Here is a 26,058-nt window from a genome sequence, read left to right as displayed (position 1 = left end):
GTCCACCGGGTGCCGGGGACCGAAGCCGTCGGGACGGGGGTCCACTCCAGCCGGAACAGCGACTGCGCCTCGCCGCGCGCTCCGGCCGCGAGACCGGCGGACGCCGACCGCAGCACCAGGGAGTCCGCGGAGAACACCGGCGCGCCTTCGACGTCGACCGCGGCGAGCGACACCGCGTCGGTGCCGACGGCGGCCAGTCGCACGCGCAGCGTCGACGCACCACCCGCGTGCAGCGACACCCCGCTCCACGCGAACGGCAGCAGGCTCTTGCCCGCGGCCTCGGAGTCGACGAACGACACCGCGTGCAGGGAGGCGTCCAGCAGCGCCGGGTGCATCCCGAACAGGTCGGCGTCCTCGGCTGCCGGGGGCAGGGTGACCTCGGCGTAGACGGCGTCCTTGCCCTGCCAGGCGGCGTGGAGGCCCTGGAAGACCGGGCCGAAGGTGCGGCGGTCGTAGAAGCCGCCGAGGTCGATCGGGTCCGCGTCCCGCGGCGGCCAGACGCTCACGTCGAACTCGGCCACGTGCTCGCCGGAGGACAGCACGCCGGTCGCGTGCTCGGTCCACTCCTGCTCCGCCGGAGCGTCGGCCGGGCGCGAGAAGATCCGCAGATCGCGGCTGTCCGCGTCGTCGGGGGTGCCGACCCGGACCTGGATCGCCACCGCATCGTCGGCTGGCAGCACCAGGGGTATCGACAGCGTCAGCTCGTCGACCCGGTCACAGCCGACCTGGTCCCCGGCGCGGATGGCCAGCTCCAGGAAACCGGTGCCAGGGAACAGCACCACACCGCCGACGGAGTGGTCGGCAAGCCAGGGATGGGTCGCCACCGAGAACCGGCCGGTCAGCAGCAGGCCGTCCGACCCGGCGAGCGACACCGCGGCACCGAGCAGCGGGTGGTCCGCCGAGATCAGCCCGAGCCCGTGCGCGTCGGACCGCGGCGGGACCGGCCGCGGCCAGTGCCGCTCGTGCTGGAAGGCGTACGTCGGCAGGTCGACCTGCCGCGCGCCCGTCCCGGTGAAGACCGACGCCCAGTCGACGCCGACCCCGCGGACGAACACCTCCGCCAGCGAGGTCAGGAAACGCCGCAGGTCACCGGCGTCGCGGCGCAGGGTCCCGGAGACCACCGCCTGCCCGCCGGTTTCGTCGACCGTCTCGTGGATGCCGCCGGTGAGCACCGGGTGCGAACTCACCTCGACGAACGCGCGGTGGCCCTGGGCGAGCAGCGCGCGGACGGCAGGCTCGAAGCCGACGGTCTGCCGGAGGTTGCGGTACCAGTACCCGGCGTCCATCGTCGTGGTGTCGAGCCAGTCTCCGGTGACGGTGGAGAAGAAGGGGATCTCGGCTTCGCGCGGGGTCACCGTGGCCAGCACCGAGGACAACTCCGCTTCGAGGTCGGCGACCTGGGCGGAATGGGACGCGTAGTCCACCGCGATCCGGCGGACCCGGACCTCCTCGGCGGTGAGTTCGCCGAACAGCGTGTCGAGGGCGGCGGGTTCGCCGGAGACGACCACCGACTTCGGTCCGTTGACCGCCGCGATGGAGATCGCCCGGCCGTCCAGCCGGGCTTCGACGTCGGCGAGCGGCAGCGGGATCGACATCATCCCGCCGCGCCCGGCCAGGGTGTCGCGGATGGCCTTGCTCCGCAACGCGACGACGCGGGCACCGGCGGACAGCGAAAGCGCACCGGACACGACAGCGGCCGCGATCTCGCCCTGCGAGTGCCCCACCACGGCGTCGGGGACGACCCCGCGCGAGCGCCACAACGCCGCCAGCGACACCATGATCGCCCACGACGCGGGCTGGACCACGTCCACGCGCTCCAGCGACGGCGCGCCCTCGACCTCGTGCAGCACGTCGAGCAGCGACCAGTCGACGAACGGCGACAGCGCGGCCGCGCACTCCTCGAGTCGCGCGGCGAACTCCGGGGACTCCGCCGCGAGGCGGGCACCCATCCCGGCCCACTGCGAACCCTGGCCGGGGAAGACGAAGACCGTGCGGCCCTCGACGTCGGCGAGGCCGGTGACTAGGCCAGTGACGAGGCCAGACCCGGCGCCGGACCCGGCGTCGGCGAGGCTGGCGAGTCCGGCGAGCAGCTCGTCCCGGTTCTCCCCCAGCACGACCGCGCGCCGGTCGAACGCGGTGCGCGCGGAAACAAGGGAAAACCCGAGGTCCGCCGCGGCGGTCCCCGGGTTTTCCCGGGCAGCGGCCAGAAGCCGGGCAGCCTGGTCGCGCAGGGCGGGGCGGCCCTTACCCGAGACGACCCACGGCAGCACGCCCGCGGTTGCCGCCGGTTCGGTGGCTTCGGCTGCCGTCGGCTCGGGGGCCTGCTCCAGGATGATGTGCGCGTTGGTCCCGCTGATGCCGAACGACGAAACGCCCGCGCGGCGGGGGCGGGCGACCTCCGGCCACGGCGTCCGCCCGGTGAGCAGCGATACCGCACCGGCGGACCAGTCCACATGCGACGAAGGCTCGGCGACATGCAGGGTCTCTGGCAGCACGCCGTGCCTGATCGCCATGACCATCTTGATCACTCCGGCGACCCCGGCGGCGGCTTGGGTGTGGCCGATGTTCGACTTGATTCCACCGAGCCACAACGGGATTTCGCGGCACTGGCCGTAGGTGGCGATGATCGCCTGCGCTTCGATCGGGTCGCCCAGCACCGTGCCGGTCCCGTGTGCTTCGACGGCGTCGACGTCCGAAGTGGACAGTCCGGCCCCGGCCAGTGCCTGGCGGATCACCCGTTGCTGGGACGGGCCGTTCGGCGCGGTCAGGCCGTTCGACGCACCGTCCTGGTTCACCGCGGAGCCGCGCACGACCGCGAGCACCCGGTGTCCGTTGCGCTCGGCGTCGGAAAGCTTCTCCACCAGCAGCATGCCGATCCCTTCGGACCAGCCCGTGCCGTCGGCGTCATCGGAGAACGCCTTGCAGCGACCGTCCGGGGCGAGCCCGCCCTGCCGGGTGAACCCGGCGAAGCCCAGTGCGGTCGACATCAGCGTCACCCCGCCCGCCAGCGCCATCGTGCACTCGCCGCTGCGCAGTGCCTGCGCGGCGAGGTGCAGGGCGACCAGTGACGACGAGCACGCGGTGTCGATCGTGACGGCTGGGCCTTCGAAGCCGAAGGTGTAGGAGATGCGGCCCGAGACGACGCTGGCCGCAAGCCCGGTGCCCGCGTGGCCTTCCACGTCCTCCCCCGAAGCGAGGACGAGGTTCGCGTAGTCCTGGCCGTTGGTGCCGACGAACACCCCGGTCCGGCTGCCGCGGACGGTGGCCGGGTCGATCCCGGCGCGCTCGACGGCCTCCCAGGAGGTCTCGAGCAGCAACCGCTGTTGCGGGTCCATCGCCAGCGCTTCCCGCGGTGAGATCCCGAAAAAGCCCGCGTCGAACTCGGTGATGTCGTCGAGGAACCCGCCCTCGGTGGTCGCGCTGCGGCCCTGGCCGTCACCCGCGAGCGTGGCGAGGTCCCAGCCGCGGTCGGCCGGGAACTCCGCGATGCCGTCCGAAGAGGACACGACGAGGTCCCACAGCCCCTCCGGTGAGCTGACGCCGCCGGGGAACCGGCAGGCCATCCCGACGATCGCGACGGCCTCCTGCTTCCCGGATTCGGCCTCTTCGAGGCGCTGGCGGGTCTGGTGCAGGTCAGCCGTGACCCACTTCAGGTATTCGACGAGCTTCTGGTCGTCCGGCATCGTTCGTACCTTCCTGTCCGTGATCGGCCACGGGTCAGCCCTGCTTCAGCCGGCCGAGTTCCCTGTCGATGAAGTCGAAGACCTCGTCGGTGCTGGCCGACTGGATCCTTTCGGTGACGTCGAGCGTTTCGGTCTCCCCCGCGGTCCCGCTCCAGGCGGCCACCAGCGCCCGGAGGCGCAGTGCCACCCCGCCGCGGGTGACCTCGTCGGGGTCGCTCGCGGCCAGTGCCGCTTCGAACCGGTCGAGCTCGGTGAACAGCGAGGGCCCGAGATCCGCGCCGCCTGCGCCGTCGGCGAGCAGTTCGGTGCCGAGGTGCTCGGCGAGCGCGGTCGGCGTGGGGTAGTCAAAGACCAGCGTCGAGGGCAGGCGGAGCCCGGTGGCGATGGTCAGGCGGTTGCGGAGTTCGACGGCGGTGAGTGAGTCGAAGCCCAGTTCGCGGAATTCCCGGGTCGCGCCGATCGCCTCGGGCGAACCGTAGGCGAGGACCGCGGCGGCTTCGTCGCGCACCAGGTCCACGAGGTAGCGCTGCCGGTCGCCTTCGCGCAGTTCTCCCAGCCGGGCGGCGAATCCGGCCTGGGACACCGCGGCTTCGGCGGCCGCCGTGCGACGCGTCGTCTTCACCAGGCTCCGCAGCACCGACGGCACCTCGGCTTGCGCCCGCATCGAGCCCGCGCCGATCGCGAGGGGCACGAGAAGCGGTTGACCGGAAGCAGTGGCCTTGTCGAACAACGCCATCCCCTGCGCGGAGGAGAGCTGCGGGAGACCCGCACCCGCCATCCTGCGCAGGTCGGTGCCGCTCAAGGTGCTGGTCATCCCGCTGTCCTGCGCCCACGGTCCCCAAGCCAGCGAAGTGGCCGCGAGGCCGCGGCTCGCGCGGTACTGCGCCAGCGCGTCGAGGAAGACGTTGCCCGCGGCGTAGTTGCCCTGTCCGGGGCTGCCCATCACCCCGGCGACCGAGGAGAACAGGATGAACCCCGCGAGGTCGTTGTCCTTGGTGAGTTCGTGGAGGTGCCAGGCGCCGCCGGACTTTCCCCGGGTGACCGTGGCCAGGCGTTCCGGGGTCAGCGAGCCGATGACCCCGTCGTCGAGCACCCCGGCGGTGTGCACGACCGCGGTCAGCGGGTGTCCCGTGTGGACGGTTCCGAGCAGCTTCGCGACCGCGTCACGATCGGCGGTGTCGCAGGCGGCGATCGTGACTTCGGCCCCGTGGGCGCGCAGTTCGACGCCGAGTTCGGTGGCGCCGGGCGCGTCGGGGCCGCGTCGGCTGGCCAGGAGGAGGTGCTTGACCCCGCGTTCGGCGACCAGGTGCCGGGCGAGCTGTCCGCCCAGTCCACCGGTGCCGCCGGTGATCAGCACCGTGCCATCGGGATCCCAAGGCCTGCCGCCGGTTTCGGTGGCCGCCCGCTGCAGCCGTCCGACGAGGACCGCGCCGTCGCGGACGATCGCCTGGGTTTCCGTGGCGGCGAACAACCCGGGCAGGCGCGGCACCACAGCGGTCGACGCGTCTTCGCTGTCGAGGTCGGCGAGCAGGAACGAACCGGGGTTCTCCAGCTGGGCGGCGCGGACGAGGCCCCACACCGGAGCGGAAGCCAGCTCGGTAGCGGATTCGCCGACGGCGCCCGAGGTCACGAACAGGAGTCGCGAACCGGCGAAGCGGTCGTCGGAAGCCCAGTCCTGCAGGATTCCCAGCACCCGCGACGTCGTCGCATGGGCGGCCGCGGCTCTGTCATCCCCGTCCTCCCCGTCCTCCCCGTCGTCCCCGGAAACCGGGACGAGGACGAAGTCCGGCACGGTGTCCCCTGCCAGTTCGGCGAAGGTTCCGCCCGAGACGGCGACAGCGTGTCCGGCGGCTTTCACCGCCGCGCCGAGGCCGAGTTCGTCGGCGCCCAGCACCGCCCAGGTGGTTTCCGGTGTGACAGGGGCCAGCTCGGTCAGGGCCGGGATCCAGCCGAGCCGGAACAGGGAACCCTGCTCCGCCTCGGTGGTGTCGGGTGTTTCGGTGCTGAACGGTTTCAATCCGATCGAGTCCACCGACAGCACCGATGCGCCTTCGGCGTCCACCGCGGTCAGCGACAGCGTGTCGTCCCCGGTGGCGGTGAGGTGGACGCGCAGCACCGAAGCCGCACCCGCCTGCAGCGACAGCCCGTTCCATGTCGCGGCGTCGAGGCCGTCTTCAGCTCCGGCCAGGCCGGTGAAGGGCACCGCGTGCAGGACGGCGTCGAGCAGCGCGGGATGCAGGCCGAACGCGTCGACCTCCTCGGTGCCTTCGGGCAGGCTCACCTCGGCGAAGACCTCGTCACCGCACTGCCATGCCGCGCGCAAGCCCTGGAACACCGGGCCGTACCGGCGGCCGTCCGTGGCGAACTCGGCGTAGAGACCGTCGAGGTCGAGCGCGGTGGCGTCGGCGGGCGGCCAGGCCGCGGCAGCGAACTCGGCTCCGCCGAACCCGGCCGGACCCGGCCCGCTGCCGAGGATTCCACTCGCGTGCAGGGTCCAGCCGGGCTCGGCCGAGTCAGCCGGGCAGGAGTGGATGGTGATCTCGCGGCGGCCTGCTTCGTCCGGCACGCCGACCCACACCTGGAGGGCGGCGGCGTCCTGCGGGCCGAGCACGAGCGGCGCGGTGACGGCCAGTTCGTCGACCCGGTCGCAGCCCGCCTGGTCCGCCGCGCGGATCGCGAGCTCGGCGAATCCGGCGGAGGGAAGGCAAGCGACGCCGTTGAGGACGTGTTCGGCGAGCCAGGGCGAGGTCGACACCGAAAGCCGGCCGGTCAGCAGCACGCCGTCCGAGCCCGCGACCGCGGTGGCGGCCCCGAGCAGCGGATGTCCGGCCGCGAGCAGGCCCAGCCCGGCGGCGTCGGCCGCGGGCGCCGCCGGGGTCGGCCAGTAGCGTTCGCGCTGGAACGGGTAGGTCGGGAGGTCGACGTTCGCCTCGGTCCCGGTGAACACCGGCGTCCAGTCGACGTCGACGCCGGTGACGTGCAGCTCGGCCAGTGCGGTGAGCAGCGCGGCCTCCTCGCCGCGGCCCTTGCGCAGCGCCGGGATCACCGTCACCGCCGCGGGGTCGACGAGGTCGAGCGCCAGCCCGGCGAGAACGCCGCCGGGGCCGAGTTCGAGCACGGTGTCCGAGCCTTCGGCGACCAGCGTGCGCACGCCGTCGGCGAACCGGACCGTCGCCCGCACGTGGCGCACCCAGTACTCCGCTGTGCACAGTTCCCCGGCGGTCGCGGGCTCTCCGGTCACGGTCGAGACGACCGCGATCCGCGGCTCGGCGAAGGACAGTCCCTCGATCGCGCGGGCGAACTCGGTCAGCATCGGGTCCATCAGCGGCGAGTGGAACGCGTGGGACACGGTGAGCCGTTGGGTCTTGCGTCCGGAGCCCGCCAATCGAGCGGCGAGGTCGAGTACGGCGTCTTCGGCACCGGCCAGCACCACCGAATCCGGGCCGTTCACCGCGGCGATCGACACGGTGTCCTCGTGACCGGTCAGCAGCGGAAGCACTTCGGCCTCGGTCGCGCGGACCGCGACCATCGCCCCGGCGGCCGGCGGGAGGGCTTGCATGAGCCGCGCGCGGGCCGCCACCAGCGCGCAGGCGTCGGGCAGCGACAGGACCCCGGCGACATGGGCTGCCGCGATCTCGCCGATCGAATGGCCCGCCACCCGCGAAGGCCGGACACCGAACGATTCGACCAGCCGGAACAGGGCGACCTCGATCGCGAAGAGGGCGGGCTGGGTGTAGCCGGTTTGGTTCAGGGGTTCGGCGTCGGTGGCCCACATGACGTCGCGCAGCGGACGGTCGAGTTCGCGGTCCAGCTCGGCGGCCGCCGCGTCGAACGCATCGGCGAAGACTGGGAACCTTTCGTAGAGCTCCCGGCCCATACCCGGCTGCTGGCTGCCTTGGCCGGAAAAGACCACGGCGAGGGATCGTTCGCCCGCCTCGCCGCGGATGAGCCGCGGTCCGTCGTCCGCGCCGGTGAGCAGCACGGCGCGGTGGTCGAACAGCGCGCGTCCGGTGACCAGTGACCGGCCAAGAGCGGCCGCGGTGTTCTCGGGGTTGAGCTCGGCGAAGGACTTGAACCGGCGGATCTGTTCGTCCAGCGCGGCGTCCGACTTGGCCGAGAGCGACCAGGGAACGACTGCCGGACCGGTCTCGTCCGGCGTGTCGTCGACCGGGGGCGCCTGTTCGAGGATCACGTGGGCGTTGGTACCGCTGAGGCCGAAGGAGGACACTCCGGCGCGTCGCGGGCGGGAGACGTCGGGCCACGGCGTCCGCTCGGTCAGGAGCGACACCGCTCCGGCCGACCAGTCCACATGCGACGACGGTTCCTTGACGTGCAACGTCTCCGGGAGTACGCCGCGGCGGAGGGCCAGCACCATCTTGATGACTCCGGCGACCCCGGCGGCGGCCTGGGTGTGCCCGAGGTTCGACTTGATCCCGCCCAGCCACAACGGGATCTCCCGATCCTGGCCGTAGGTGGCGAGAATCGCCTGAGCTTCGATCGGGTCACCGAGAACCGTGCCGGTGCCGTGCGCTTCGACGGCATCGACGTCCGATGTGGACAGACCAGCACTGGCCAACGCCTGGCGGATCACGCGTTGCTGCGACGGGCCGTTCGGCGCGGTCAGGCCGTTCGACGCGCCGTCCTGGTTCACCGCGGAGCCGCGCATGACCGCGAGGACCCGGTGTCCGTTGCGCTCGGCGTCGGACAGCCGTTCGACGACCAGGACTCCGGCCCCTTCGGCCCAGCCGGTGCCGTCGGCGTCGTCGGAGAACGCCTTGCAGCGACCGTCCGGGGCGAGACCGCCCTGGCGGCTGAAGCCCGCGAAGCCCATCGCCGTGGACATCACGGTCACGCCGCCTGCCAGTGCCATCGAGCACTCGCCGGAACGCAGTGCCTGCGCGGCCCAGTGCAGTGCCACCAGCGACGACGAGCACGCGGTGTCGATCGTGACCGCCGGTCCCTCGAACCCGAAGGTGTAGGAGATGCGGCCCGAGACGACACTCGCGGCGAGGCCGGTGCTGGCATGGCCCTCGACGTCTTCGCGTGAGCTCATCACCAGACTTGAATAGTCCTGGCCGTTGGTGCCGATGAACACGCCGGTCGAGCTGCCGCGCAGCGTCGCGGGATCGATGCCCGCACGCTCCACGGCTTCCCACGACGTCTCCAGCAGGAGCCGCTGCTGCGGGTCCATCGCCATGGCTTCCCGCGGCGAGATGCCGAAGAAACCGGCGTCGAATTCCGGGGCGTTGTGGAGGAAGCCGCCCTGGCCGGTGACGCTGGTGCCGCGGCCTTCGCCCGCGAGGGCTTCGAGTTCCCAGCCCCGGTCGGCCGGAAAGCCGGACATCGCGTCGCGGCCTTCGGCGAGCAGCTGCCACAGGTCCTCCGGCGAACTCACGCCACCGGGGAAGCGGCAGCCCATGCCGACGATCGCGATCGGTTCGTCGACGGGGCAAGTGTCCCTAGTGGACTCGGGCACATCCGCTTCGAGGCCGAGCAGCTCACTGAGGAGATGCCCGGCCAGCACGGCCGGGGTCGGATAGTCGAAGACCAAAGTGGACGGCAGGTTCAGGCCGGTGGCGGTGGCGAGCTGGTTGCGGACCTCGATCGCGGTCAGCGAGTCGAAACCCAGGTCCCGGAAAGCCTTGTCGGCGCCGATGGCCGTCGTGGTGGAGTGGCCGAGCACCGCCGCGGCCTGGGTACGGACGATTTCCAGCACCACGCTGACCCGGTCCGCGTCGGGCACCTTCACGAGCCGCTCGCGGAGCTCCGAACCGGTGGCGCCGGTGTTCTCGGACCGCCCGGCCACGGACAGGATGCGCCGGGCCTCGGGCAGGTCGGCGAGCAGTGGGCTCGGGCGCAGGCTCAGCAAGGCGGTGAGCAGCGTCGGGTTCTGCAGATCGGCGATCACCACGGTGGCCGTCGATTCGGTGACAGCGTGCCCGAATGCGGCGAGGGCGACACCGGGCTCAAGCACCGAGGTACCGACGCGGCGGGAGCGTTCCGCCACGCGGTCCGCGTCGGCCATCCCGCCACCTGCCCATGCCGCCCAGGCGATCGAGGTGCCCGCGAGGCCGTCGGCACGGCGACGTTCGGCGATGGCGTCGAGCACGGCGTTGGCCGCCGCGTAGTTGCTCTGGCCGGGGTTGCCGACGGAACCGGCGACCGAGGAGAACAGCGCGAACACGTCGAGGCCGAGTTCGCGGGTCAGTTCGTCGAGCAGGAGTGCGGAGGTGACCTTCGAGCGGAACACGACGTCGAACCGGTCCGGGGTGAGTCCATTGAGGACGCCGTCGTCGAGGACACCGGCGGTGTGCACGACCGCGGTCAGCGGGAGTTCGGCGGGCAGTCCGGCCAGCAGGGCTTGGACGGACTCACGATCCGCCACGTCGCACGCGGCGACGGTGACCCTGGCACCCAAGGCCGTGAGCTCGTCGCGCAGCTCCGCCGCGCCGGGAGCGTCGAGCCCGCGGCGGCTCGCCAGCACCAGGTGTGGCGCGCCCTTCGTGGCCAGGTCACGGGCGACGTGGGCGCCGAGCGCCCCCGTGCCGCCGGTGATCAGCACGGTTCCGGTCGGTTCCCAGGTGCTCAGGTCGTCCCCGGCGGGTGCCGGCACCAAGCGGCGGCCGAACACCCCCGACGCGCGGACCGCGACCTGGTCCTCTTCGGTGGCGAGCACGCCGGTGAACCGGCGGGCCGCCCGTTCGTCGAGGATCTCGGGGAGGTCGATCAGCCCGCCCCAGCCGTGCGGGAACTCCAGCGCGGCCACGCGGCCCAGGCCCCACACGGCTGCCTGGTCGACACTGCGGAGCCGTTCGGCGCGGCCCGTGGACACCGCGCCGCTTGTCACCGCCCAGGTGGGTGCGGTGACTCCGGCGTCTCCCAGCGCTTGCAGCAGTTCCGTGGTGGCGATGGCGCAGGACTCGCCGAACGCGAGCAAGGACACGACTCCCGCGAGTCCGCCGGGGGCGGTTTCCCGCAGGACCCGGGTCAGCCCGGCCCGGTCGGTGGCGCCGACGTCGAGGCGGACCGCGCCGGGCCCCATGGCGTCGACCACCGAGGTGATCCAGGCATCCCCGGCGCGGGACCGCGGGACGACGACAAGCCACGTACCGGCGGGGGCACCGGACTTCGCACCGCTGAGCGGTACCCAGCTCTCCCGGTACCGCCAGGAGTCCATAGTGGACCGTTCGCGGCGCTTGCGGCGCCAGGCCGACAGCGCGGGCAGCACCGCGCCGAGCGACGGCCCGTCGACCCCGAGGTCCACGGCGAGCGCTTCGAGGTCTTCGCGCTCGACGGCGTCCCAAAAGCGTTCGTCCGTCACGGTTTCCGCTGGCTCGACGACGTCAGGCTCCGGCCAGAACCGGGTGTGCTGGAAGGTGTAGGTCGGCAAACCGACCCGTCGCGCACCGGTGCCGCCGTAGAACCCCGCCCAGTCGACACGGACCCCGGCCACGTGCAGCCGGGACAGCGCGGCGACGAGCGCGGGCTCCTCGCCGCGGTTCCCGCGCAGCGCGGGAACCGCCACCACGTGCGGCGCGGCGTCGCCGAGACTGTCCTGCGCCATGGCCGAAGCGACCCCGTCCGGGCCGAGTTCGATGAACGCCGTGACGCCCGCGGCGCGCGCGGCAAGCACGCCGTCGGCGAACCGGACCGGCTCGCGAACGTGGCGGACCCAGTACTCAGGTACGCGGACCTCGTCGGCGGTCGCGATCCGGCCGGTCAGGTTCGAGACCAGCGGGATCACCGGAGCATGGAAGGTAAGGCGCCCGGCCACGAGGCGGAACTCGTCCAGCATCGGGTCCATCAGCGGCGAGTGGAAGGCGTGGGACACGGCGAGCCGCTTGGTCTTGCGGCCGAGTGCCGCGAACCGCGCCGCGATCCCGGTCACGACCTCGTCATCACCGGCGACAACCACGGAGTTCGGCCCGTTGATCGCGGCGATCGACACGGCGTCGGTCAGCAGCGGCAGGACTTCGGCTTCGTCGGCCTGCAGCGAAACCATCGCACCACCGGCGGGTAGAGCCTGCATCAATCGGGCCCGCGCGGCGACGAGCACGCACGAGTCTTCCAGCGACAGCACGCCCGCGACATGAGCCGCGGCGATCTCGCCGATCGAGTGGCCGGTGACGAAATCCGGGGCGACGCCCCAGGACCCGACCAGCCGGAACAGCGCGACCTCGAGCGCGAACAGCGCGGGCTGGGTGTAGCCGGTGTCGTTGAGCAGCGCGGCGTCGGCGGTACCGGTCTCGGCGAAGAGCACCTCGCGGACGGGCCGGTCGAACATCCCGTCCCAGTGGGCCAAAACCGCGTCCAGCGCCTGGGCGAACGCGGGGAAACGGCCGTAGAGCTCCTTGCCCATTCTCGCGCGCTGCGCCCCTTGCCCGGAGAACACCGCGCAGAGCTTGCCGCGCCGGGTGACTTCGCCCGAGACGGTTCCCGGTGCCACCCCGTTCGCGGTCCACGCCGCCAGCAGGCCGCGCAGTTCGGCCGGGCTGTCTGCGGTCACGGCCAGGCGGTGCTCGAAGACGGCTCGGGCGGTCGCCAGCGAGAGCGCCACATCGGCGGCGCGGAGTTCGGGTTCGCGGTCCAGCGCGGACAGCAGTGCCGCCGCCTGGTCCCGCAGCGCGTCCTCTGTCTTGCCGGACAGGAGCCACGGCACCACGGCGGGCAGCGGCGCCGCGATCGCTTCTCCCCCTTCGGTTTCGAGGGCCGGTGCCTGTTCGAGGATCGTGTGGGCGTTGGTGCCGCTGACGCCGAACGAGGAAACCGCGGCCCGGCGGGGACGGCCCGTCTCCGGCCAGGCCTGCCGCTCGGTGAGCAGGTCCACCTTGCCCTGTGCCCAGTCCACCCGCGACGTCGGCTTGTCCGCGTGCAAGGTCTTGGGCAGCACCCCGTGCCGCATCGCGAGGACCATCTTGATGACGCCCGCGACCCCGGCGGCGGCTTGGGTGTGGCCGAAGTTCGACTTGATCGACCCGAGCAGCAGCGGCCGCTCCCGTTCGCCGTCGCTGCCGTAGGTCGCCAGGAGGCTCTGGGCCTCGATCGGGTCGCCGAGCGGGGTTCCCGTGCCGTGCGCCTCGACGGCGTCGACGTCGGCGGCGGTCAGCTTGGCGCTGGACAGCGCCTGCCGGATGACCCGTCGCTGCGCGCGGCCGCTCGGGGCGGTGAACCCGTTGGACGCGCCGTCGGAGTTGACCGCCGAGCCGCGGACCACTGCCAGTACCTCGTGGCCGTTGCGCCGGGCGTCGGAAAGCCTTTCCAGGACAAGGACTCCGACGCCTTCAGCCCAGCCGGTGCCGTCGGCGTCGTCGGAGAACGCCTTGCAGCGGCCGTCCCGGGCGAGCCCGCCCTGACGGCTGAACTCGACGAGCGAGCCGGGCGTGGACATCACGTTGACCCCGCCCGCCAGCGCGAGCGAGCACTCCCCCGTCCGCAGGGACTGCGCGGCCAGGTGCAGCGCGACCAGCGACGACGAGCACGCCGTGTCGACGGTGACCGCGGGCCCTTCCAGCCCCAGGGTGTACGACAGCCGCCCCGAAGTGGCGCTCGCGGCGATGCCGGTGCCGACGTCGCCGGTGGACTCGGCGGGCGCGGTGACCATCAGGTAGGCGTAGTCCTGCCCGTTGGTGCCGATGAACACCCCGGTCCGGGTGCCGCGCAGGCGGGTCGCGTCGATACCGGCCCGCTCGATCGCCTCCCAGGACGTCTCCAGCAGCAGCCGCTGCTGGGGGTCCATGGACAGCGCTTCCCGCGGCGAGATCCCGAAGAACCCGGGATCGAAATCCGCGACCCCGCTCAGGAACCCGCCCTGCTGGCTGATCCCGTGACCGCGGTCGTCGACTTCCGCGCCGCCGAGCGCGTCCAGCTCCCAGCCGCGGTCGGCCGGGAAGCCGGAGATCGCGTCGGACCCGGCGGCCACGAGCTCCCACAGGTCCTCCGGTGAGTTCACCTCACCGGGGAACCGGCAGCTCATCGCGACGATCGCGATGGGATCGTCGGCGCTCGCGACGAGCTGCCGGTTCTGCCGCCGCAGCCGATCCGTCTCCTTCAGGGAAGCTCTGAGCGCTGCGACTACCTTCTCGCTGGGCGATGTCATCATCAACTCCGTCAGTCGTACGACCGGTCGGACTGGCCAGCCTGGCCATTGAGTGCCGCCTGCACCAGTTCGTCGATCTCCATCGAGTCGATCGAGTCCCCGGTTTCCCGCTCGGTGTCCCCGCCCGCGGCGGCGCGTCCGGCCAGCCGCAGCAACGGTTCCAGCACACCGATTTCGCGCAGCTGCGCCAGCGACACCGAACCCAGCAGGGCCCGGACGTCGATCTCGTCACCGTCGGCGAGCAGGTTGCCGTCCCCCGTGCCGTCGTCGCCTGTTCCGTCGTCGCCCGCGCCGTCCGGGAGGAGCCCCGCCAGTACGTGCTCGGCGAGCGCCACCGGCGTCGGGTGGTCGAAGACCAGGGTGGCGGTCAGGCTCAGCCCGGTCGCGGCGTTGAGCTGGTTGCGCAGCTCCACCGCTCCCAGCGAATCGAACCCGAGGTCCCGGAACGCCTTCTCCGCACCGACCAGGTCGACATCGGTGTAGCCGAGCACTTCGGCCGCGCGGGTCCGGACCAGGTCGAGCAGCGTCTCGAACCGCTGGCCCGCGGTGAGGTCCGCCAGCTAGGCCCGCACGGCGATCCCGCCGTCGGGTGCGGCCGCCGCCGAAGCGACGAGCTCGTCGTAGCCCGGCATCTCCCGCAGCAAGGCGCTCGGCCGGGCCGTGGTGGTGAAGCGTCCCGCGTCGACGTCGGCGACCAGCACGGTCGGCTCGTCCTCGGCGACGACCTGCTTGAGGGCGGTGACCGCCAGTTCCGGGTCCATCGCCCCGATCCCGGTGCGGCGGGCCGCGTCCTCGGCCTTGCCACCGACGGCCATCCCGCCACCGCCCCAGGGCCCCCAGGCGATCGAGGTCCCGGCGAGGCCGAGGGAACGCCGCCGCTCGGCGAGCGCGTCGAGCACGGCGTTCGCCGCGGCGTAGTTGGCCTGGCCGGGGTTGCCGACCGCGGCCGACGCGGACGAGAACAGCGCGAACACCTTGAGGTCGAAGTCGCGGGTCAGCTCGTCGAGCAGGTGAGCCGAGGCGACCTTCGACCGGAAGACCGCGTCGAACCGGTCCGGGGTCAGCCCGTCGAGCACCCCGTCGTCGAGCACCCCGGCCGCGTGGACGACCCCGGTCAGCGGGTACTCCGCCGGGAGGTCCGCGAGCAGGGCTTCGACGTCGGTCCGGTTCGCGACGTCGCAGGTGGCGATCGTGACGCGGACCCCGGTGGCGGCGAGTTCGTCCCGCAGCTCCGCTGCACCGGGGGCGTCGAGGCCGCTGCGGCTGGCGAGCAGCAGGTGCTCCGCGCCGTCACGGGCGAGTTTGCGGGCCACGTGCGCACCCAGCGCACCGGTCCCACCGGTGATCAGGACCGTGCCGTCCGGCTCCCAGACCGGAGCGGAGCCGTGGGTCGGGGCCTGCAGCAGACGGCGGCCGAACAGTACCGACGGCCGGATGGCGACCTCGTCCTCACCGTCGAGTCCGGCGAGCACACCGGCGAACCGCTGGGCCGCGGTCGCGTCCGGGACCTCGGGCAGGTCGACGAGACCGCCCCAGCGCTCCGGGTACTCCAGCGCGGCGACGTGGCCGAGACCCCACACCCCGGCCTGGTCCGGGCGCACCGGGGATTCGTCGCGGCCCACGGAGATCGCACCCCGTGTGACGCACCACAGTGGAGCGTCGATGCCCGCGTCGCCCAGTGCCTGCAGTGCGGTGGCGGTCGAGGTGACCCCGGTAGGCACACCGTCACCGGGTTCCCGCAAGGCGAGCAGGGACACCACACCGGCGAAGGCCTGGCCGGAAACCTTGCCCAGTGCCGCGCTCAGTGCCGCACGGTCCAATTCGGCCGGGACGTCGACGCGGACGACATTCTCGCCCAGCGCCCCGATCGCGGCCGGAACCCAGTCGTCGTCGCCGTCGGCCGGAACGAGCGCGAGCCAGCTTCCGCTGAGGCCGCCGGACGGCACCGCGGTGAGCGGCTTCCAGCCGATGCGGTGGCGCCAGCCGTCGACAAGGGACTTGTCCTCGCGCTGCCGCCGCCAGTCCATCAGCGCCGGGAGCACCTTCGAGAGCGCGTCGCTTTCGACGTTCAACGCCGTTTCCAGCGAGGAAAAGTCCTCGTTCGCCACGGCCGCCCAGAACTCGCGGTCGACGTCGTCGTCACCACGGGCGGCGGCCCTGGCCGAAGCCACGGTCCAGAACCGCTCGTGCTGGAACGCGTAGGTCGGCAGGTCCACGCGACGGGTGCCGGTGCCGTCGAAGAAGCCGGTCCACCGGGGGCTCACGCCGTTGACGAACAGCCGGGCCAGCGCGGTGACCGCGGTCGCCTCCTCGTCCCTGTCCTTGCGCAGCAAGGGGACCACCAACGCGTCCGGGTCGCCGAGGCTGTCACGGGTCATCGCGGACAGCACCGCGTCCGGGCCGATCTCGAGGTACCTGGTCACCCCGTTCTCGGCGAGGGTGCGGACACCGTCGGCGAACCGGACCGCCTCGCGGACGTGGCCGACCCAGTAGCCCGGGTCGCACACCCGCGCCGCGACGGCCGCTTCCCCGGTGACGTTGGAGATGAGCGGCACGACGGGCGCGGCATACGAGACACTCCGGGCGACCCGGTCGAAGTCCTGCAGCATGGCGTCCATATGTGGTGAGTGAAACGCATGGCCGACCCGCAAACGCTTAGTCTTTCGCCCGTCGGCGGTGAAGCGGGCGGCGAGCGCGGTCACCGCGTCGGTGTCTCCGGCGATCACCACCGCGTTGGGGCCGTTGATCGCGGCGATCGAAACACCCGCGGTGAGCAGCGGCCTCACCTCGTCCTCGGTGGCCCGCACCGAGACCATCGCCCCGGTTCCGGACGGCAGAGCCTGCATCAGGCGACCCCGCGCGGCGACGAGCGTGCAGGCGTCGGCCAGCGAGAACACCCCGGCCGCGTGGGCCGCCGCGAGCTCGCCGATCGAGTGCCCGGCGACGAAGTCCGGTTCGAGGCCCCACGACCGCACCAGGCGGTAGAGCGCGACCTCGACGGCGAACAGCGCGGGCTGGGTGTAGCCGGTCTGGTCGAGCAGTTCGGCTTCCTCGGTCGCCGGCTCGGCGAACACGAGGTCGCGCAGCGGCCGGTCCAGCTCGGCCTCCAGGTGCGCCAGCACCGCGTCGAAGGCGTCGGCGAAGACCGGGAACCTGCGGTACAGCGCGGCGCCCATCCCTGGCAGCTGGGAACCCTGGCCGGAGAACAGGAAGGCGAGCTTCCCGCCACGCCCGGCGGTACCGCGCAGCGCGAGCGACGAGGTGTCGCCCTCGGCCAGCGTCGCGAGCCCGCTGAGCAGCTGGCCGAGATCGCCCGCGACGACCGCGGCCCGGTGTTCGAACACCGAACGCGTGGTGGCCAGTGAGAACGCCAAGTCCGCCGGGGTGAGCCCGGGTTCCGCCCGGAGCCGGGCGAGCAACGCGCCCGCCTGGTCCCGCAGGGCCGCCGCAGTCTTGCCGGACAGCGTCACCGGGACGACCCCGGTCTCGCGGACCTCGACGGTTCCGGCCGCTTCGGCCAGTGCCGGGGCCTGCTCGAGGATGACGTGCGAGTTGGTCCCGCTGGCACCGAACGACGACACCGCGGCGCGGCGCGGGCGGCCGGAATCGGGCCATTGCACGGCTTCGGTGAGTAGTTCGACCGCGCCGGCCGTCCAGTCCACATGGGACGAAGGCGCGTCGGCGTGCAGAGTCTTCGGCAGCACGCCGCGCTGCATGGCGAGAACCATCTTGATCACGCCCGCGACTCCGGAAGCGGCTTGGGTGTGGCCGATGTTGGACTTCACCGAGCCGAGCAGCAGTGGGGTCTCCCGGTGCTGCCCGTAGGTCGCGAGCAGCGCCTGCGCCTCGATCGGGTCACCCAGCGCGGTGCCGGTGCCGTGGGCCTCGACGGCGTCGATGTCGGCGGTGGTGAACCCGGCGTTCGCCAGCGCCCGCCGGATCACCCGCTGCTGCGAGGGTCCGCTCGGGGCGGTGAGGCCGTTGGACGCGCCGTCGGAGTTGATCGCCGAACCGCGGACCACGGCCAGCACGTGGTGGCCGTGGCGCCGGGCGCCGGAGAGCCGTTCGACGACGAGCATGCCGACGCCTTCGGACCAGCCGGTGCCGTCCGCGCTCTCGGAGAAGGCCTTGCAGCGGCCGTCCGCCGACAGCGCGCCCAGGTCGCCGAACTCGATGAAGTTCGTCGGCGTGGACATCACCGTGACCCCGCCCGCGATCGCGATCGAGCACTCCCCCGTCCGCAGGGCCTGCGACGCGAGGTGCAGCGCGACGAGTGAGGACGAGCAGGCGGTGTCGACCGAGACCGTCGGCCCTTCCAGGCCGAAGGTGTAGGCCAGCCTGCCGGACAGGAGGCTCGCGGACTGGGCGGTCTGCCACTGCCCGAACTCCTCGGCGTTCGGCCGGTAGTCGCCGCTGCCGCCGCCGACGAACACCCCGGCGTCGGTGCCGCGGAGCCCGGCCGGGTCGATCCCGGCACGCTCCAGCGCCTCCCACGCGGCCTCCAGCACCAGCCGCTGCTGCGGGTCCATCACCATGGCTTCGCGCGGCGAGATGCCGAAGAAGGCCGGGTCGAAATCCCCTGCGTCGTAAAGGAAACCGCCGCCGTTCGCGACGGTGCTGCCTGCGCCGTCACCGGCGAGGACGTCGAGGGCCCAGTCGCGGTCCGTCGGCAGTGAGCCGACGGCGTCGACCGCTCCGTGCACCACCTGCCAGAGGTCCTCCGGTGAGCGGACCCCGCCGGGATAGCGGCAGCTCATGCCGACGATGACGATCGGGTCGTCGTCGGCGGCGGCGGCAAGGACGCTCGCGACGGGCAGGTCGGTCTCGGGCTGCTCGTCGAGCAGTTCCGACCGCAGGTACTCGGCGAGCACGGCCGGGGTCGGGTGGTCGAAGGCCAGCGTCGCGGGGAGCGTGAGCCCGGTCGCGGTGGTGAGCTGGTCGCGCAGGTCGACCGCGGTCAGCGAGTCGAAACCGAGGTCCTTGAACGCCACGTCGACCTCGACGGCGTCGGCACTGGCATGGCCCAGCACGGCCGCGACCCTGTCGCGCACCAGGTTGAGCACCTCGGCCGCTCGCCCGGCCTCGGACAGGCCGCGCAGCTTCTGCCGGAGCAGGGTCTCGGACTCGGCGTCCGTGGCCGGTTCGATCGCAGCGGTGGCTTCGGGCAACTCGTCGAGCAGGACACTCGCGCGATGTGCGGTGAAGGCCGGAGCGAACTTGTCCCACTCGACGTCGGCCAGGACGACCGAGGATTCACCGGAGTCGGCGATCGCGTGGCCGAGTGCCGCGAGCGCGAGACCGGAGTCGAGGGCGGGAACCCCGTTGAGGCGCAGGTGCCCGGCAAGGCTCTCGGAGACGCCGTCGGCCCACGCGCCCCAGGCGATCGAGAGCGCCGCGGTGCCGCGGTCGCGGCGGCGGGCGGCGAGGGCGTCCAAGCGAGCGCCGACGGCGGCTTCGGTCCCGCGTCCCGCGGAACCCCACACCCCGGCGACCGTGCTGAACAGGACGAACACGTCGAGCGGGCGGTCGCCCAGCAGCGCGTCCAGATTGACCGCCCCCGCGACGGCCGCATCGACGTCGGTGGTCAGGTCCCCGGTGAGGGCTTCGGGCTCGTCGTCGGCGTAGATGACCGCGGTCAGACCGTCGATCGAGTCCAGCACCGCGGCGAGCGCGTCGCGGTCGGCCGCGTCGCACCGGGCGACGGTGGCCGTGACGCCGAGCGCGTCCAGCGCCCCGACCAGTTCGGTCCCGGAACCGTCGTGCTTCGACGTGAGCACGAGGTGGTCGGCACCTTCGGCGGCCAGCCAGTGCGCCACCCGGGTACCGACGGCTCCCGTGCCGCCGACGACCAGGACGGTGCCGTCCGGTATCCACGAGCCGGTGGCCTCGCCGGTCGCCCGGACCAGGCGGCGGCCGAAGATCCCGGAGGCGCGGACCGCGACCTGGTCCTCGGGCCCGGTCAGCGCGGCGGTGAACCGTTCGGCCGAGCGCGGGTCGAGCGTGTCGGGCAGGTCCACGAGACCGCCCCAGCGCCGCGGGTTTTCCAGCGCCAGCACGCGGCCGAGTCCCCAGACCGCGGCTTGGTCGGCGTGCGTGACGTGCTCGGAGCGGCCGGTCGCGACCGCGCCGCGGGTGACACACCGGAGCGGGGCGTCGATGCCCGCGTCGGACAGGGCCCGCAGCAGCACTGTCGGCCAAACCCGCGGGACCAGCGAAACGACTCCGGTGAACCCGCCCGAGTCCTCGTGCGCCTCGACGAGCCGCGCGGTGAATTCGGCGGTGTCGGGACCGAGTTCGATCCGGACGACGTCGTCGCCAAGTGCCCCCAGGGCGGCGGTGAGCCAGGAGTCGGTCTCGGTGTCGATCTCGGCGGGAACGACGACAAGCCGGGTTCCCGCCGCGGCCTTGACCGAACCGGTGAGCGGCTTCCAGGTCACCCGGTAGCGCCAACCGTCCACAAGGGACCGTTCCTGGCGCTTGCGCCGCCAGGTCGACAGCGCGGGCACCATCGCGGACAGCGAGTCGTCGTCGAGTTCGAGGATCGTCGACAGCGAGGAGAGGTCCTCGCGCTCCACTGCGGACCAGAACTCGGTGTCGGCCGGATCCGCGGCCGTCCGCGCGGCGATCACCGGCCGCGGGGCCTCCGGCCAGAACCGTTCGTGCTGGAAGGCGTAGGTCGGCAGGGTGACCCGCTGGGCACCGGTGCCGTCGAAGAACGCGCTCCAGAGCACCGGCACGCCGTGGACGTGGAGTGCGCCGAGCGCGGCGGAGATCGTCGTCTCCTCGTCTCGGTTCGCCCGCAGCAGCGGCACGACCGCGAACCTCGCACCGCCGTCGTTGTGGAGCTGCGCGGCCATCGCGGCCAGGATCCCGTCCGGGCCGACCTCGACGAGCCTGGTCACCCCGGCGTCGCGCAGGGCCAGGACACCGTCGGCGAACCGGACGGTCTCGCGGACGTGACGCACCCAGTACTCCGGCGAGCACAGTTGCTCGGCGGTGGCGGGGGCGCCGGTCAGGTTCGACACCACCGGGATCTTCGGCGCTGCGAAGGACAGTCCTTCGACCACGCGGCGGAACCCGGCCAGCATCGGGTCCATCAGCGGCGAGTGGAACGCGTGGCTGACGCGCAGGCGCTTGGTCTTGCGGCCGTCGGCGGCGAAGCGCTCCGCGATCGCGAGCACGTCCTCCTCGGCCCCGGCGATGACCACCGCGCCGGGGCCGTTGACCGCGGCGACGGAGACCTGCCCGGTCAGGTGGGCGTCGACTTCGGCTTCGGTCGCCTGGACCGAGACCATCGCTCCCCCGGCGGGCAATGCTTGCATCAACCGGCCCCTGGCGGCGACAAGCGAGCACGCGTCTTCCAGCGACAGCACTCCGGCGACATGCGCCGCGGTGATCTCGCCGATCGAGTGCCCGGCGACGTGGTCGGGCCTGACGCCCCAGGACTCCAGCAGCCGGAACAGCGCGACCTCGATCGCGAACAGCGCGGGCTGGGTGTACCCCGTCTCGTCGAGCAGTTCGGCGTCGGAGCCCCAGACGACGTCGCTCAGCGGCCTGTCCAGTTCGACGGCGAAGTGCGCGAAGACCTCGTCCAGCGCCGCGGCGAAGACCGGGAACCGCGGGTAGAGCCCGCGCCCCATCCCGAGCCGCTGGGAACCCTGGCCGGAGAACAGGAACGCCGTCTTGCCGCCGGAGGCCTTGCCCCGCAAGGATTCGACCGGGCCGTCCGGTCCGGCGAGCAGCACCGCGCGGTGCCCGAAGGCGGTGCGGCCGGTCGCCAGCGTGAAACCGACGTCCACAGTGGACAGACTGGCGGCCGCGGTATGGGCGGTGAGCCGATCGATCTGCGCCTGGAGTGCGTCGGCGCTCTTGGCGGAGACGACCCACGGCACGACCGACGGGGTGATCGGGGCTTCGAGGACCACCGGCTCGACGGCCGGGGCCTGTTCGATGATCACGTGGGCGTTGGTGCCGCTCACGCCGAACGCCGAGATCCCGGCGCGGCGGGAGTGCCCGGTCTCCGGCCAGTCCTCCTGCTCGCGCACCAGGGAAACCGCGCCTGCCGCCCAGTCGACGTGCGAGGTCGGGGCGTCGAGGTGCAGGGTCTTCGGCAGCACGCCGTGGCGCATCGCCAGCACCATCTTGACGATCCCGGCGACCCCGGCAGCGGCTTGGGTGTGGCCGATGTTGGACTTGACCGCCCCGAGGCGCAGCGGCTCCTCGCGATCGCGGCCGTAGGTCGCCAGCAGGGCGTGGGCTTCGATCGGGTCGCCCAGCGTGGTGCCGGTGCCGTGCGCTTCCACGGCGTCGACCTCGGCCGCGGTCAGCCCGGCATCGGCGAGCGCGCCGCGGATGACCCGCTGCTGTGAGGGCCCGTTGGGGGCGGTGAGGCCGTTGGACGCACCGTCGGAGTTGATCGCGGAGCCGCGGACGACCCCCCAGACCTCGTGCCCGTTGGCGACGGCGTCGGAGAGCCGTTCCAGCACCAGCACCCCGACGCCTTCGGACCACGACGTGCCGTCGGCCGCTTCGGCGAAAGGCTTGCAGCGGCCGTCGGGAGCCAGGCCGCTCTGGGCGCTGAACTCGACGAACGAGTCCGGGCTGGACATGACCGACACACCCCCGGCCAGTGCCAGCGAGGCGTCGCCGTCGCGCAGGGCGCGAGACGCCCAGTGCAGGGCGACGAGCGCCGACGAGCAGGCGGTGTCGATGGTGACCGCCGGGCCTTCCAGCCCGAGGGTGTAGGAGAGCCTCCCGGACATCACACTGGCGGTGTTTCCGGTGGCGACATGGCCTTGGACGTCCGACGCGGCTTCGCGCAGCATGCTCGGGTAGTCCTGGCCGTTGGTGCCGATGAAGACCCCGGTGTCGCTGCCGCGCAGCGCCGCCGGGTCGATTCCGGCGCGCTCCAGCGCTTCCCAGGTCGTCTCGAGCAGGAGCCGCTGCTGCGGGTCCATCGCCAGTGCTTCCCGCGGTGAAATGCCGAAGAACCCGGCGTCGAAGTCGGCGACCCCGGTGAGGAACCCGCCTTCGCGGGTGTCGGACGCCCCGGCGGCGAGCGCGTCGAGGTCCCAGCCGCGGTCGGCGGGGAACGACGAAATGCCGTCGCGGCCTTCGGCGAGCATGAGCCAGAGGTCCTCCGGTGAGGAGACCCCGCCCGGGAAGTGGCAGCCGATACCGACGATGACGATCGGGTCGTCGGCGACGGCCCTGGACATCGTGGCCGGGACGACCGGCTCGGTGATCGAGCCGAGCAGCTCCGAGAGCAGGAACTCCGCGAGTGCGGCGGCGGTCGGGTAGTCGTAGATCATCGACGCGGGCAGGCTCAGACCGGTGGCGGCGGCGAGGGCGTTGCGCAGCTCGATCGTGGTCAGCGAGTCGAACCCGAGGTCCTTGAACGCGCGGTCGGCCTCGATGGCGCTCGCGTCGGCGTGGCCGAGCACCCCGGCGATCTGGGCACGCAGCAGGTCGAGCACGGCCGGGCCGCGTTCGGCGGCGGGCAGGGTGCCCAGGTGCCGGTGCAGTACCGATTCGCCCGACCCGAGTGCGTCGAGCGCGGCGGCTTGGAGCCGCTTCACCTCGGGTAGGTCGGAGACGAACGGGTTCGCGCGCAGGGTGGCGAACGCCTCGACGAACCGCGGCCAGTCGATGTCCACCACGGCGACCGCGGGGTCGCCCAGCTCGATCGCGCGCCCCATCGAGGCGATCGCGAGGTCCGGGGCGAGCAGCCCGAACCCGCCGCGCCGCAGCCGGCTTTCGAGCGACGCGCCGTCGGTGACCATGCCGCCGTCGGCCCACGGGCCCCAGGCGATCGACGTCGCCGCGAGCCCGAGGGAGCCGCGGTGCTCGGCGAGCGCGTCCAGGGTGGCGTTGGCCGCGGCGTAGTTGCCCTGTCCCGCCGAGCCGAGCGTGCCGGAGGTGGAGGAGAACAGGACGAACGCGGACAGCTCGGTTTCGCGGGTCAGCTCGTCGAGAGCCTGTGCCGACACGACTTTCGACCGCCAGACGGCGGCGAACCTCTCCGGCGTCAGCGCGTCGACGACGCTGTCTTCGACCACGCCCGCGGTGTGGAAGACAGCGGTGATCGGGAAGCGGTCGAAGACCGAAGCCAGTGCGTCGCGGTCGGCCGCGTCGCAGGCGAGGATGGTGACCTCGGCACCGAGTCCGGCCAGTTCCTCGTGCAAGGCGGCCGCCCCGGGGGCGTCCGGTCCGCGGCGGCTGAGCAGCACGACGTGCTCGGCGCCGCCACCGGCGAGCCAGCGGGCGACGTGCGCGCCCAGCCCGCCGGTGCCGCCGGTGACCAGCGCGGTCCCCGAAGGCGTGTAGGTCCCGGCCTGGTCGGCGCCGGTGGGCCGGTGGGCCAGGCGGCGGCCGAAGGCACCGGAAGCCCGGACGGCCACCTGGTCCTCGGTACCGGTGAGCACGGCGGCGAGGCGGTGCGCGGTGGGCTGGTCGAGGTCGGCGGGAAGGTCGACGAGGCCGCCCCAGCGGTCGGGGTGTTCCAGCCCGACCACGCGGCCGAGACCCCACACCCCGGCCTGGACCGGATCGGCGATCTGCTCGGACCGGCCGATCGAGACCGCCCCGCGGGTCAGGCACCACAGTGGAGCGGTGATCCCGGCGTCACCGAGTGCCTGTACGAGGGTCGCGGTGAGCGTCAACGCCGAAGGTGCCTCGGTGTTGTCCGGCGCTTTGTTGTCCAGCGCTTTGTTGTCCAGCGCTTTGTTGTCCGGCGCTTTGTTGTCCAGCGCTTTGTTGTCCGGCGCTTTGTTGTCCAGCGCCGTGAAGGAAAGGACACCGGCGAACTCGGTGCCGAGTTCGCGAAGCCGCTCGGCCAGGGTGCTCCGGTCGCCGGTCGGCTCGATCCGGACCGTTTCGCTGCCGGACCCGGTGACGGCGGTGTCGACCCAGCCGGTGTCCGCGCCGGGTGCGGTGACGACCAGCCAGGTTCCGGTACGGGCGGGCCGGGCCGTGGCGCTGGCGGACAACGGCTTCCAGCTGACCCGGTAGCGCCAGTCGTCCACTGTGGACTGGTCGTGGCGGCGGCGCCAGGACGACAGCGCGGGCACCATCGCGGTGATCGTGTCGTCGTCGAGGTCGAGGGTGGCGGCGAGGGAAACGAGGTCTTCGCGGTCGACCGCGGCCCAGAATTCGGCGTCGACGGGGTCAGCGTGCTCGGTGGCCGCCGCCTCGCCGGGCTCGGGCCAGAAGCGCTCGTGCTGGAACGGGTAGGTCGGCAGGTCCACCCGCCGCACGGGCGAACCGGCGAAGAACGCGGTCCAGTCGACCGTGACGCCGTGGACGTGCAGGCGGGTCAGGGTCGCGGTGAGCGCGGCGACCTCGGGCCGGTCGCGGCGCAGCGCCGGGACCAGGACTGCGTCGGAGTCCTCGCCGAGCACCTGCCGGGCCATGCCGGACAGGACGCCGTCGGGGCCGAGTTCGATGAACGCGGTGACGCCCTCGGCGGCCAGCAGGCTCACGCCGTCGGCGAACCGCACGGTGCCGCGGACGTGCCCGGCCCAGTAGGCGGGGTCGCCCACCTGCTCGGCGGTGGCGAGCGTGCCGGTCACATTGGACACCAGCGGGATCACCGGTGCGTGGTAGGTGACGCCCTGGGCGACCCTGGTGAATTCGGCCAGCATCGCGTCCATGCGGGGCGAGTGGAAGGCGTGGCTCACGGTGAGCCGCTTGGTCTTGCGGCCGTCGGTTTCGAACCGCGCGGCGATGGCGAGGACGTCGTCCTCATCGCCGGAAACCACCAGCGAAGCCGGGCCGTTGATCGCCGCGATCGAGACACCGGCGGTCAGGTGCGGGGTGACTTCGTCCTCGCTCGCCTGCAGCGACACCATCGCGCCGCCCTCGGGCAGAGCCTGCATCAACCGGCCGCGGGCGGCCACCAGCACGCAGGCGTCTTCGAGCGAGAAGACCCCGGCGGCGTGGGCGGCGGCGAGCTCGCCGATGGAGTGCCCGGTCAGGTAGTCCGGCCGGACACCCCAGGACTCGGCGAGCCGGAACAGCGCGACTTCGAGGGCGAACAACGCAGGCTGGGTGTAGCCGGTGGTGTCGAGCAGGGCTGCTTCAGGCGTGTCTTCGTCGGCGAAGACGATTTCGCGCAGTGGACGCTCGAGCTCGACGTCGAAGCAGGCCGACGCGGCGTCGAAGGCTTCGGCGAAGACACCGAAACGTTCGTAGAGCTCACGGCCCATGCCCGAGCGCTGGCTGCCCTGCCCGGTGAACAGGAACGCGATCCGGCTGCGGGCGGGGGTGCCCTGGGCCAGG

At 72.6% G+C, this 26,058-nt stretch carries 4 protein-coding genes (1 of these 4 running past the window's edge); all 4 read right to left on the bottom strand.

Annotation, left to right across the window (positions count from 1 at the left end; translation table 11 throughout):
* On the bottom strand, positions 1-3,653 hold a 3,653-nt coding region (locus QMK34_RS29185; protein ID WP_442785244.1), incomplete at its 3' end, for a type I polyketide synthase.
* A gap of 64 nt (positions 3,654-3,717) precedes the next feature.
* Entirely contained in the window at positions 3,718-13,794 is a 10,077-nt protein-coding gene (locus QMK34_RS29180; protein WP_442785243.1) for a type I polyketide synthase, read from the bottom strand.
* A complete protein-coding gene (locus QMK34_RS29175; protein ID WP_326417716.1) occupies positions 13,791-14,294 on the bottom strand; it encodes an acyl carrier protein in 504 nt (167 codons plus the stop codon). The genes QMK34_RS29180 and QMK34_RS29175 overlap by 4 nt, the downstream gene beginning before the upstream one ends.
* 45 nt (positions 14,295-14,339) lie before the next feature.
* Positions 14,340-26,058, bottom strand: the final stretch of a protein-coding gene (locus QMK34_RS29170) for a type I polyketide synthase (protein WP_326417713.1). 16,091 nt of this gene lie beyond the right edge of the window; 11,719 of the gene's 27,810 nt are visible here — the last part of the coding sequence; its start codon lies off the right edge, out of view; its stop codon occupies positions 14,340-14,342.

The sequence above is a fragment of the Amycolatopsis sp. H20-H5 genome (genome assembly GCF_035828755.1).
Classification (GTDB): Bacteria; Actinomycetota; Actinomycetes; order Mycobacteriales; family Pseudonocardiaceae; genus Amycolatopsis.
Note: the sequence above shows the minus strand (reverse complement) of the source record. Positions and strands in the feature narration are given on the sequence as shown.